Below are 13,129 nucleotides of genomic sequence, written 5' to 3' on the forward strand. Positions count from 1 at the left end.
CTCATTGACCTGCCTTATAGCCCATACCGCGGACGGTCCGGATGATCACTGGGCTTTGAGGGTTGTCCTCCAGCTTTTCCCGCAAACGTTTGATATACACAGTGAGCGTATTGTCATTGACAAAATCCCCTGCCACATCCCATATTCGGTCAAGCAGCTGAGCTCTCGTCAGCACTTGCCCGATATGGTTGGCGAAAATCATCAACAGTCGGTATTCCAATGCGGTCAGCAGAACCTCTTCCCCATTTTTGAATACTTTTCCTTCCAAAGTGTTGATACGGATATTCTCGATATCTATGTAGCTTTTGACCTGCTCAGGCTGCTTATGGTAGCGCCGTAAGACCGATTTAATCCGGGAAAGCAGCTCACGGACTCTGAATGGCTTCGTAATATAATCATCCGCTCCCATATCAAGCCCCATCACCACATTGACCTCATCATCAAAGGCCGTAAGAAAAATTACCGGTTTGTCCTCACGCTTCTTAACCTGTTCACAAAGGTCATACCCGCTTCCATCAGGTAAAGACAAATCAAATAAACATAAATCTATCTCATTAAGCTTCTCACCGATCGCCGACTCTGCTGATCGAACATCAGGACAAAGAATAGTCTCATACCCCTCCTGCCGAAGAGAATACTCCAAACCAACAGCAATCGTCCTATCGTCCTCCACTATCAACACTCTCATCTTTCAACACCCTAACCAAAAGCCTTTTCTTTTATCATATTTTATCTCTTCCTTCGCGTCAAAAACGTCCTTCACACAAGAACTAAAATTATTCCGGCGGCATGGCAACGGGATACAAATTTAAAGGTGATGCACATTTGCACCACCTTGTTTATAACTTTTCATCCAATCCATCGAGGTTTTTGGGGAGCAGGGCGGTCCTTCGATCTACTTCTCCCTAGCTGGCCCATTAAACATTTTTCTACTATATTATGCAAAAATAGTCGATATTACTCGATACAATTTCAAGACCGCCATCACAACAAAAAAAATCAGCTTATTCGAACGTTTGTTTAAAAATTATTATTCCGTTTAAAGAGTTATTCAACATTAAGTTTTACTGCATAATGAACATTACTTTGATCCCAGATAGCAATGATTTCGCAAAAAAATGAATTGGTTGTAGAAATAACAAAAGAGGATAATGCTTCAAAAGTGAGTTTGCGAAGTAGAATGTCTTTGAAATATTTAACTTAAAATACTAATCATATTCCCGAAATACTCAGAATATTTTCGGGAGATGTCAGCAATATCTTTTAGTTTACCTTAACAAAAGCTTTTAATTTGATTTTCCGTGATCCCTTTGATTAATCTTAGTTCACTAATCAAAAATTCATTTGCGTTGTTCAGCATTCTTTTTTTCGCTTGAATTAAGTGCTTTCTCTTTCTTCATACGCAACAGATCACGCACAACTTCAGCACCTTCTAATATTTTGCCCGTTTTAATTTTTTCCGTGTTCAATTTAAATCTTTGTTTCCACGGCAGTAATCTATCTGATTCTCCATGCTGAAAAATGTGCATGATGTGTTTCAATGCAATGATGTCAGTAACGGGGCGTATACTTGAACTCAATATTTTACCCGTAGGAATCATGATTTGCATATTACTGATTAACATGCTTATCACATAATATTGTTGTTTTTCCCCTGAGATTTCCTTTTCTTCTATGTCTTTAATTATACCTACTCCGTGCATTGGATAAACAACGTTATCGCCAATTTTAAACAAATAATCCACCTCCATATTTTGTATCTCTCTTAACCTTAACACACAAATCATTTTTAACAAAATATTTTATAATATCATAAATTTATTTTTAGCGTCAACTACTTTACCTAAAAAAATAGAAATAGTAGTTGAAATTAAGTGAAATTACCAATAAAAAGGAAAAATTAGAATGAGATCCTTCCATTCCATCTTTAGTTAAATAACAATAATTTGCAATCTCTGCCGCTTCCTGTTATGATTAAGTTAATTATTTTTGTTCGGTGTAAAGGATAGTATGAATATCAATTTTTCAACTTGATCCTACTTTGGCCAAGGATAGTAATACAATGTGTGGCAACGCACTAGGAGGCAACAAAAATGGAACAAGGTACAGTAAAATGGTTTAATGCAGAAAAAGGTTTTGGATTTATCGAACGCGAAAACGGAGACGACGTATTCGTACATTTCTCCGCAATCCAAAGCGAAGGCTTCAAATCTTTAGACGAAGGTCAAAAAGTAACATTTGACGTTGAGCAAGGTGCTCGCGGAGCTCAAGCTTCTAACGTTCAAAAAGCTTCTTAATCTTATATCGTTTATACAAACAGGTCCTATTAATAGGGCCTGTTTTTTTATGTTTTCTGAGTAACACTCAATAAATCATCCATAATAAAAGACACACGAAAAATTCCATGTGCCTTGTTTGTATGTTTCTTAACCTAGTTGTTGTTCTATTCTACTTCCTCTATTTCCACTTCCAAATTATATTCTTTCGCTAATTCCGTGAACAAAGTTTCGTGCTCATCATAAATTTCACCATATTCTTCGTAGAGAAGGTCTCCCTTTTCCAACAAGCTTTCGTCGCCGTCATAATACCCATCTGCATAAGTGGAATAGGCTTCCAACAATTTTTTATGCGCTTCAATCAACTTATCGTGCGATGGTTGCAAATCCTCCATTGTAATGACAATTGCCTCTGTATCTTCTACCACTTTTTCAAGGGTAGGAATAGTTGTCTCGACTAAATATGTATACGCACTCTCAAGATCCTCTTCCATAAACACAAATTCATCTGCCGCAATCTCCGCATCTACAGCAGCTTCAATAACTGGATTGCTATCATCAATATAGGCAATCAGTTCATCCTGTGCATCAACCTGCTCTTTTATCGAACCCACAATTTCGCTACAAGCAGTCAACACACTTCCTAGAGCGAATAAACTTACAACCAGCAGCATTCTTCTTAATATTTTCATATTTTCCATCTCCTTCCTTAAATATATTAGCAGGGATTAAGGGGAAGATATAGACTTTTTTCTACTTTTTAATACTAGAAGAGAAGGGGCAATGGATGAAGACCCTACTGCCTCCTTTTTTGCTGTAGAGACGTCCTCATTACCCCGATGAAGACCCCACTACCTCCTTTTACACCGCAGAGACGTCTTCATAACCCCGATGAAGACCCCACTGCCTCCTTTTTCACCGTAGAGACGTCCTCATTACCCCGATGAAGACATCACCGCCTCTTTTTTCACCGTAGAGACGTCTTCATCCCCACAAAAAAAATCCCTTAAGCGCACCTCACCTTCTACAACTCTACAAAACCAAAAACCTTTCTAACTTCCTGCTCTAATTCACCAATCAACCTAAACCCATCTTTCCTAGGAGCCAATGCCTTCACAATGTTTGCATAGTACCAATGTTGCTTCTCTTTCCCACGATTAAACCGTTCCCAAACCATATCCCCATTCTCTTCAAGATCCGCTCGAATGGAGCGTAAATTGTGCAACTTATCCGCAACGATCACTTGCAACTCTTCCATGGATGCATCTTTTAACCCATTAATGGTGTGCTGTTTTCTTTCTTCCCATGAAAGACTTTTGTCATTTTCAGAAGCTGCCACAACTAAATTTGCTACACGACCACCAAACTCTTTCACCAAGCTATCATACGTGGCTTCCGTATCTTCAAGTGTGTCGTGTATAATTCCCGCAGCAATCACTTCCTCAGAACAGCCCACCCCTTGCAACATCATCCCAACCGCAAAAGGATGTGTGATATAAGGTATCTCTGTCCCTTTTCTTGTTTGATGCTTATGCGCTTCAGCTGCGAAAACAATGGCTTTCTCTACTAAATTCATATGTAACACTCCCCTTTTGTTATTATTTGAATATACCTTTCGAAAATAGTCGATATTTCCCGAACCGATTTTAAGCCCTTTCTTACAATAAAAAAATTCCATTTGATCAAACGTTTGTTTAAAAATTACTATTCAAAATAAAACAAAATCAGATGTCTCTTCTTCTAAGTTTATACTGATTTTTCAAAAAAAGACACATGAAACCCTAAAGATTCCATGTGTCCACCTATTACCCTATAACACTCTTTTTCTCTTCCTCACCATCACCAAACACCCTACTCCCATCACCAGCAATATTAACCCGATGACATAAAAGTCATATAGATTCGTAGCCGTGTTCGGAAGCTTCTCTCCACTCTGTTTCTTCCCTTGGTCATTTTTCTTCCCATCACCACTACCTGGCATTCCAGGATTATTGACTTTAACCGGATCTGCAGGTTTTCCTGGTTGCCCAGGGTTTGGATTCACAGGCCCAGGCGCACCCGGATTACTCGGCCCTCCAGGATTACCACCTGGCGTCCCCGGATTACCCGGTTCCCCAGGTTCTCCCGGCTCGGAAGGATCCGGCTCAACCGGCCCATCTTCCACCTTACCTTTGGTAAACGTCCAAATATCCGAAGTAGTCATCCCCGTGTGCTCATCCTGCACCACAACATACCACCAGTATCGCTCATTTTCCTCAAGACCTTCCCAAACCATCTCCGCCACACTTCCGCTAGAAACAGCCTCTTGCTTGCCAATTTCCACTTCCGTATAAACGTTCACTGCAAAGTAGTCAGTTGCCACTCGCTTTTCTTTTGGCTGAAGGTCAAGGTCCAGCACAAACTCGTCCTTGCCTGGATAGGTTTCGGTATCATAATAGTTGTACTGATCCAAGTACGGTGAATACGTGTTCACGACAATCCGGTTATTGTCCGTATCAAAATGCAGCAGTCGCATGAAGCCTTGTCCGCCTTCTGGTCCTGCCTGATAGTCGGCAAGCATTTGATAGACTTTACGGTCTGCTACGCCATCTCCATCATCGTCCACTTCATCAATTAGTGTTTGCGCCTCATGATAATGGCCGCTCAACACAGCAACAACATTCTCATTTGGCAGTACGACTTCTTCATACAGCTTGTCACCAAGCGGATGACGCACTCCCGTTGCCTGCAAATATTCGTGGAAACTCAAGATTGCGATGCGGTCTGGATGGGCAGCAAGCACCTCATTCACCCAGGCGATTCCTTCGTCTTCCACACCCCAGCCGAGATACACCATGATATAGTCATTTCCGTTCGAGGAAATAAGGTCATAATGTCCGCGGTTATTTTTATAGGTCCCGCCGTAGTAAGGTTTGTCCTCAAAACGGTCTGCGCCAAAGTATTTATAATACTCGGTGTAGTCATTTGTTTTGTGATCCACGTCATGGTTTCCTGCAAGCACGCCATATGGAATTTCACGCTCGTCCAATACACCCATATATTGATCCGCATAATTCCATTGGACCTCCTGGTCAGCCGTATTCACGAGATCTCCCGTGTGGAACACATACTCAATTTTCATTTCCTCTTCCATTTCCGCTATCCATTCGGTTTGCCTTTCATAGATGTACGGGAAGCTTTCCGAATAATATTGCGTATCGGTCATCCAGACAAATGTGTAATCGTACTCTTCAGGTGAGGCTGGAATTTCATCCTGCACCAGTACGTTGATGTTGCCCTCTTTTACAAAATCAGCGACTGCGACTTCCCCTTGCAGCCCAAAGTCTTCCGTTCCAGCAATCTTATAATCAATAATCTCCCACTTGTTGGACGTGTGGTTCCAGGCATACATGGTCACCTTCCTACCTTCAAGGGAGTTCCCTTTCCAAACAAGCTCTACCGTATCCCCTTCCTGAACAGAATCGTCCACTGTCACATCAAAGCGGTGATACGGGAATTCTGTGGAAGAATCCGTGATCAGATATTCTCCGTCCTCTTTAGAAACAAGGGAAATATCCTCTTCCGTAAAAGCTTCCTCGCCCTCTGGAACCATCGTTTGCGGCGGTTCCACTTCATTGGCGTTTTTAAAGCCCTTCATGCGATCACCTTGAGTGACGTCGTACTTATAGCCACCATAAAAAGTAACATCCAAGTTATCGTCAGTCGGATCGGATACCTTTACCTTCAAGGTCGGGTCGCCGTCCACTGGTGTTTCTGCATCATCTGAAGGAGATACCAATTCCGGTTTCAAAGGATTTTCATTCACTACCGTAAAGTGCACCACTTTTACCGCTTCGTTTCCTACCTCATCGATCGCCACGACTTTCAACGTATGTTCGCCGGCCGAAAGCTTAGAAGATGCCGTTTCGTAAGGTGTCGCGATTTCCGTGTCATCAAGGAGCACCCTTGTTTCTTTTACACCGGCAATCTCATCGGTTGCTGTCACATCAATCGTAAAAGCACCCTTGTATTCCTTGCCTTCTTCTAGGGAAGTCGTGATGCTTGGCGCGGTGTTATCCACCATCACCTTTGTTGAGATCTCCTCATCTGCATCAATCGCAGAAATCACATGCTCCCCATCCGATACAGAAGCTGTGTCCCACTTATAAGATTTGGACGGAGCCTGTTCCCCTGCCACCGTAAAAGTGAAATCTTCAAAAATGCGATCTGTTCCGTCATCGCCCATGTCAAACACTTGCGCCGGGTCATTTTTCACCGCATCACGCAGAATGGTTCCATCTGCTAAAACGAGGCGAACATTTCTTAAGTTATAGTCGTCACGATTGTCCTCGGACTCCAGGTCAAATGGAGATGCCTTGTTACCCGCACGAATCGTAATCGTATTGTCGCCAAGCTCCAGTTTGTCTGGATTGATTGGAACCGTGATCGTCTGCCATTCATTGATCCAATCATCAAAAATATGCAGGACCTCATCCCCCATGGTTACCCCGTTCTGGAAGAAGGTATTGATGCCACTCACCTCAAAAGCAAAATAGGAGGTATGCTCGACCGCTTGGAATGTTTCTCCTTCCACTTCCTCACCGTCTATCATAAGCTTCACATCTTCCGGAGCATCGGTGCTGGAAGTCCCCTTCAAAATCTTCTCCCCAGCAAGTATCTCGGCTTCTTTTACATTCAAACGAAGACTGGAGAAATCCAATTCCGTCGTGACATTCACCTTATAAGCCTCTGTTGTCACTTCATTCATGCCATCTGAAATCTCGAAATAATATTCCACATACTCTTTCGCGATAATTTCAGGCGAGTAAACAGTATAGTGGTAAAGCAAATCATTATAATCTTTTGTCAGGATGGCCTGTTTGAAGTCGGTCTGGTCGTTCGTTCGGTAAAATAAACGGACCGTCTTCACTTCCTTGTCATCCTGCGCATCCAAAACGAGTTCAATATTTTCCGTCTGATCAACCTCGGTGACCTTCGTTAAATTTTCATAAGTCGGCGCCACCGTATCTGCTTCGATTTGCACCGTTTCCGCAGGCACCTGTGAAGCATCCACCATACCAGGCGTTGCCGCTTTCACGGCTGCACTTGTCTTGATCATTTGCGTCGAGCCATCTAACGGGTATTGATAGAAGACACCCATATTGGCGGCCGTGTCCTTCACATTCGGAACATCATTGTAGTAAGCGACCGCAAGCTCCTTTTTCGAGTTCGTTGCCACCACAAGTCCACGCATCGCACCATTGGCCATGCCGTCACTGTAAATACGAACGATATTCTGATCCTCCACCAAATTGGAACCATAATTGGCGTTGAAATCCGCCACGGTCTGCTCACGATTTTGTGCATTGATGATCCAGAACACAAGCGTTTCCTTTGATGGAATCACCACATCATCGGGAATCGAAGGCCACACCACATCTGTCGCACTCTCCGCTCCGTAACGATAATAAAGCTTGTAATCTTTAAAACTCAGATCCTGATTCGTATTGTTATAGATTTCAATGAACTCATAGCCGTCCGCCGACCCAACATTCGTCGAATCCGGAACCACTTCCGTCACCAAAAATGGCGGCAGAGATTGATAATCCACTTCAATTTGTTCTACTTCAATCGTGAACTCTTCCGTCTTGGAAACATTCCAACCATCGGAAGCTTCCACATAATAAACGATATCCCCGGCAACATCCGCCCCAAGTATTTCCGCCGTATAGACAGAAGACCCTTCAGACGTTGGGTTCATGGACAACGAAGTAAATGTCTCGTCCCCTTGCTTTTTATAAAATAAAGTCGCAAAAGGTTTTGCCATGTCATCTGTAATCGTTGCTTCGATGCGAATCGGCGAGTACGCAGTACCACTTGTGACAGGCGTATGTTCCACCACAGGCGCAACTGTATCTTCCGGAATTTCCTCCAGCTCCACCGGCTTGGTCGGCACCTGGCTTTCTTTTGCCGTACCAGGTGTCGGCGCAGCCAATCCTTCCAGCTTCAGCATCGCCGTTCCGCTAGTCGGGAATAGATAATCAATGCCTGCTCCGTTGTTGTCATTGTCACTGCCAAGATAGCTTGCGGACACAACCTCTGCTCCGTCTGCATCCTTGATCACGAGAGCACGATTGCCGCCGTTTGCAAAACCAGGGAAGACATCCTTGAACTCCACAACCTGACTTTCTGTGAGCGAGAGCCCAAAGTTTTCATTAAAATCAGCAAGCGTCCTGTTTCCGTTGTTATACCAAAATACGATTTCCTCCTGCGGCTCCAAGATCACAGCAGGCACCTGGAATGGCAGCTCACTTCCCGTGTCCGTATATTTATAGACAAAAGAGTAGTTTGCAAGATTCATAGGCTGATTCGTATTGTTATACACCTCAAAAAACTCGTAGTAATCCGTTCCTCCCCCTTTGGAGTTCGGAGACAGTTCGGTAATAAGGACCGGCACTTCACTGTATGTTTCTGCTGGTACCTCAACCTCAATCGTCGACGGCTCCGTCGCTGCAGTGTTAGTTCCATCTGTTGCTTCGATATAGTAGGTGATTGGTGCATCCACCTTGGAAGCTGGAATTTCGACAGTGTAGGCAGACGTCGTCTCTTGTTGTTGCATGCTTATACTCGTATAATTTACCTCTGATTCTTTTTTATAAAATAATGTTGCAGCAGTGACACCAACATCATCCGTTATCTTGGCTTGCACGGGGATGGCAGTGAACCTTTCTGCTTCTGTAATAGAGGTATGCTCAATAACTGGCGCGATTTCGTCAGGAGCAGGCGCTTCCTCTTCCTCCACAGTCACCGGCTGCTCAGGAACTTGAACCGCTTCAATGGATCCAGGTGTCGGCAATGCTAGAACCGCATGCTTGTCCATTTCCGTTCCGCTCGCAGGAAACTTATACTCAATTCCCGCTCCATCGTTATCATTTTCAGTTCCAAGATAACTGGCAGAAACCAATTCCTTCCCTTGCTTATCGTGGATCACCAACGCTCGGTTACCACCATTCGAAAACCCTGGAAAGACATCTTTAAAAGAAACTACCTGATCTTCCGTTAACGCCAACCCAAAGTTCTCGTTAAAATCGGCTATACTACGGTCTCCGATGTTAAACCAGAACACAAGTGTTTCCTGTGATTTAATGGTTGTTTCCGGAACGGCAAATGATCTTTCACTTCCTGTATCCGTGTATGTATAGATAAAATTTAGATTCGCTGTAGATATCGCCTGGTCTGTATTATTGTAAAGCTCAAAGTACTCATAGTGATCAGTACCAGCTGAGTTTGGAGAAATTTCTGTGATGAGTAAATGTGGGAGCAGGTTGTAATCCGGCTCTTCTGTGATGGTTTCTTCTTCTGGTTGTTGCACTTCAGTAAGTTCTTCTGGTTGTTCCGTTGATTCATCCACTTCTTCCTCTTCAGATGGTGGGGCAAATTCTGGTTGTGGTTCTTCTTCTACTGGCTCTTCCACTTGTGGTTCTTCTTTTACAGGTTCTTCTTTTACAGGTTCTTCCGTTACCTCTTCTTCTTCCACCACTTCCACTTCTGGCGGTTGCGGTTCTATCGTTTCCTCAGCAGGCGACTCTGTATTTTCAACCGGCTCGCTATTTTCTTCCTGGTTTGTTACCTCATGGTCTTCTACAGGTGGAGACTCCGTTTCTGTAACTTCTTCTTCCGCATGCACTAAGCCACGTGGCACAACTGGCTGAAAACTCGTTCCCACAATAGTAACAATCATCAATGACGACAGCAGCTTCCTACCAAACTTTCGCTTCTCTTTCCTCATCACTAACCTCCACCAAACTTTTTTGAACATTTAAAATTTTACCGGTGGAATGTTAAGTGGATATGAAGGTGTTGTAAAATTTGTGGAAATCAGCAAGGTTACATACTCCATTTTCTCTGAATTTTATGTTCATTTGCCAATGGGGTGAGTCATGTGGAAAGGTTTTTTATCATGATTCAATATTTTACAAGAAACCCCTTCTTCCGCACGACTTCTTCTCTTTCAAGTAAAAACATTGTCGTAATTTTGTATCTTTTTTCCTATATCTAAGTTAGGATGGGAGTATTAAGGAAGGCAGGTGATACCGATGACGCATGGACATGGCTTGGTATATGAAACAATGGAAGAAGCGGCAGATGAAATTTTGGCGTTGATTAGTAAATTTGTAGATGTGAACACTTTTTTCATTGCAAAGAATGATAAAATAGATGTCAACATTATACATGCCTTCAATCGTAATGATGTTGTGCTTCCCTCAGGGTTTGAAACGTTATACCGTGATTCCTATTGACAGTTTATTATAAAAAGTGGTCGGGAACCACTTATCATTGAAGATTTGATCTTATCTGACCTAACCAAAGATATGGAAGTTACCAAAAGTCTTGGGGGCGGATCGCTTATCGGTGTTCCCATTTACTATAAGGATGGGGAGAATTACGGTACCTTGTGCGGAATGGATTTGCGTCCCTTCCATTTTACAGAGAATCACAAGGATTTGTTTAAAGCAATGGCCAAGTTGCTTGGAAACGTACTGGATTTACAAAAGAAAAACTTACAAGTTCAAATGCTCTCCGTGCCCCTAGTCCCAATATTTGATGATATGGCTGTCCTTCCGCTTATCGGCGAGGTTGATTCTGAACGTACATCTAGGGTCATCGAACACACTTTGACTGAAGCGGCCAAAGGAGAATTAGAGCACATCATCATCGATTTATCCGGCCTCGCTCGCATCGATTCGAGAAGCGTCGAAAATTTAATGCTTATCTCCAATTCTCTTAAACTGGTTGGAGTCCGCATTACCTATACCGGGATTCGACCAGACCTTGCAAAAAAAGTAAACCTATTACAATATACCTTCAAAGACAATACGTTTAAATCGACACTTAAACAAGCTATCCAGTCGATTAGAAAAGGCTCTTAAACGGTATTTCATAGTCATAAACAACAAGTAAAAGGCTTTATATGCTGATCATGGCATATAAAGCCTTTTCTATCGTTATAAAAATTGAACTATTCTTATATAGCATGCGGAAATAGTCGATGTTTATCGATTCAATTCTAACCGTATAGGGACAATAGTTGAAAATGACTTATGCAAACATTTGTTTAAAAATAGTTATATAAGGAAAATTTTTTTCTTACAGCACTAATTACGATGAAAGTGTATGAACTCTTCTATCTGCATAGAATGAACAGAGCTTGTTTATCCTAAAAGTTAAGGAGGTGTTTATATGGCACAGGATGTATTATGTGAAGTAAGCAGTTGCGTTCACAACATTAATGCCCAAAACAAATGTGGCGCTGCTCAAATTTATGTAGTAAACAACAAAGAACGTAACGCTTCAAACAGCGAAGAAACAGATTGCAAAACATTTGAACCAGCTGGACACTAACTTAATGACAAAGCGGCAATCATGACGGTGATTGTCGCTTTTCTATCTTTATTATTGATAATAATTCTCATTATTATGCATCCTCTACAAGATCTTTCCATATCGATTTATTTTAACTGAAGAGGATAAAAAGCTAGAAAAGCTATATACTGAGGAATAATAGCGTAAATAGCTTAAATTCACCCTTAAAATACGAACATTTATCATTTACATAAACATAAAGTTCGTTTATAATCAAAATTGTGTTTGATTAATATAGTTATTTTCATTCGTATATTCTTAGAGATATGGTCTAAGAGTTTCTACTAGGAGCCGTGAAATCCTAACTACGAATGGGTGGATTCACTCTGCCCATTTATAGTCTGGATTTTTTGTTGCGTAGATATTAAACCGAACATTACTATGAAAATTATTCTTTTAGGAGTGTGTCTCATGGAAAATGTATTTGATTATGAAGATATTCAGTTAGTCCCAAATAAATGTGTGGTTAACAGCCGTTCTGAATGTGATACAACGGTAACACTTGGTGGCCGTCAATTTAAACTTCCTGTAGTGCCAGCCAATATGCAAACAATCATTGATGAAAAGATTGCCCTTTATCTTGCGGAAAATAATTACTTTTACATCATGCACCGCTTTGAGCCACAAAAACGTCAGGCATTCATTGAGAACATGCATGCAAAAGGTCTTTACGCTTCCATCAGTGTTGGGGTGAAAGAAGAAGAATATTCCTTCGTTGAAGAGCTTGCAGCAGCAAATCTTACTCCTGAATACATCACGATCGACATTGCCCATGGGCATTCCAATGCTGTTATCAACATGATTCAGCATATCAAAAAACACTTGCCAGAGAGCTTCGTCATTGCAGGAAACGTTGGTACGCCTGAAGCAGTGCGTGAACTGGAACATGCCGGCGCAGATGCAACAAAAGTCGGAATCGGCCCTGGTAAAGTATGTATCACAAAAATAAAAACAGGCTTTGGAACTGGTGGCTGGCAGTTGGCTGCACTTCGTTTATGTGCAAAGGCAGCAAGCAAACCAATCATCGCTGATGGCGGAATCCGTACACACGGAGATATCGCGAAATCCGTACGTTTCGGTGCAACGATGGTCATGATCGGCTCCCTTTTTGCCGGCCATGAAGAATCACCAGGAGAAACGAGCGAAGTAAACGGAAAGCTAGTGAAAGAGTACTTCGGATCCGCTTCCGAATTCCAAAAAGGCGAAAAGAAAAACGTAGAAGGCAAAAAAATGTTCGTTGAGCATAAAGGTGCCTTACAAGATACATTAACGGAAATGGAGCAAGATCTTCAATCATCCATTTCTTACGCTGGAGGAACGACTTTAGACTCCATCCGTCACGTAGATTATGTGATCGTGAAAAACTCCATTTTTAATGGGGATAAGGTGTACTAAGGTTTAGGGGAACAACAAACAAGGCAGCATACTTAATCCGGTGGGGTTAGGTATGC

General features: G+C 42.2%; 9 protein-coding genes, 1 pseudogene and 1 riboswitch. Of the genes and pseudogenes, 5 read left to right on the forward strand and 5 right to left on the reverse strand.

From position 1 onward, the window contains the following. Position 1 precedes the first annotated feature (1 nt). Both M313_RS0101320 and M313_RS22350 read right to left on the reverse strand, forming a co-directional pair. On the reverse strand, positions 2–688 hold the full coding sequence (locus tag M313_RS0101320; protein ID WP_010191694.1) for a response regulator transcription factor: 687 nt from the start codon (positions 686–688) through the stop codon (positions 2–4). A gap of 585 nt (positions 689–1,273) precedes the next feature. Continuing rightward, positions 1,274–1,736 (reverse strand): annotated as a pseudogene (locus M313_RS22350) (CarD family transcriptional regulator). A gap of 357 nt (positions 1,737–2,093) precedes the next feature. On the opposite strand from M313_RS22350, the gene cspC reads away from it, so the two are divergent. After that, positions 2,094–2,297 carry a cold shock protein CspC gene (gene cspC / locus M313_RS0101330; RefSeq protein WP_010191697.1) on the forward strand — a complete coding sequence of 68 codons (204 nt, stop codon included), beginning with the start codon at positions 2,094–2,096 and terminating at the stop codon, positions 2,295–2,297. A 146-nt stretch (positions 2,298–2,443) separates the two neighbouring features. Here cspC and M313_RS0101335 read toward each other — a convergent pair whose 3' ends face one another. The 3 genes from M313_RS0101335 to M313_RS0101345 all read right to left on the reverse strand — a co-directional run bounded on the left by M313_RS0101335 (position 2,444) and on the right by M313_RS0101345 (position 10,044). Continuing rightward, positions 2,444–2,968, reverse strand: a complete 525-nt coding sequence (locus M313_RS0101335; protein WP_010191699.1) for a hypothetical protein — start codon at positions 2,966–2,968, stop codon at positions 2,444–2,446. A gap of 332 nt (positions 2,969–3,300) precedes the next feature. After that, complete coding sequence (locus M313_RS0101340) at positions 3,301–3,852, reverse strand: HD domain-containing protein (protein WP_010191701.1); 552 nt, start codon at positions 3,850–3,852, stop codon at positions 3,301–3,303. A 234-nt stretch (positions 3,853–4,086) separates the two neighbouring features. Then, positions 4,087–10,044, reverse strand: a complete 5,958-nt coding sequence (locus tag M313_RS0101345) for a lamin tail domain-containing protein (protein ID WP_010191702.1) — start codon at positions 10,042–10,044, stop codon at positions 4,087–4,089. Positions 10,045–10,351: 307 nt separating this feature from the next. Here M313_RS0101345 and M313_RS0101350 point away from each other — a divergent pair, with 307 nt between their 5' ends. The 4 genes from M313_RS0101350 (at position 10,352) to guaC (ending at position 13,073) form a co-directional block, all read left to right on the forward strand. Beyond that, positions 10,352–10,555, forward strand: coding sequence for a hypothetical protein (locus M313_RS0101350; protein ID WP_010191703.1), 204 nt, complete (start codon positions 10,352–10,354; stop codon positions 10,553–10,555). Between the two features lie 33 nt (positions 10,556–10,588). Continuing rightward, positions 10,589–11,185, forward strand: coding sequence for an STAS domain-containing protein (locus tag M313_RS0101355; protein WP_326929575.1), 597 nt, complete (start codon positions 10,589–10,591; stop codon positions 11,183–11,185). Between the two features lie 310 nt (positions 11,186–11,495). After that, positions 11,496–11,657, forward strand: a complete 162-nt coding sequence (locus M313_RS24870; RefSeq protein WP_010191705.1) for a DUF1540 domain-containing protein — start codon at positions 11,496–11,498, stop codon at positions 11,655–11,657. 249 nt (positions 11,658–11,906) lie between these two features. Next, a riboswitch (purine riboswitch) is annotated at positions 11,907–12,006 on the forward strand. Between the two features lie 83 nt (positions 12,007–12,089). Beyond that, positions 12,090–13,073, forward strand: coding sequence for a GMP reductase (gene guaC, locus M313_RS0101365; RefSeq protein ID WP_010191706.1), 984 nt, complete (start codon positions 12,090–12,092; stop codon positions 13,071–13,073). The last annotated feature ends 56 nt before the right edge of the window (positions 13,074–13,129 follow it).

It is taken from the genome of Bacillus sp. m3-13 (assembly GCF_000175075.1).
GTDB classification, from domain to species: domain Bacteria; phylum Bacillota; class Bacilli; order Bacillales; family Bacillaceae_I; genus Sutcliffiella_A; species Sutcliffiella_A horikoshii_C.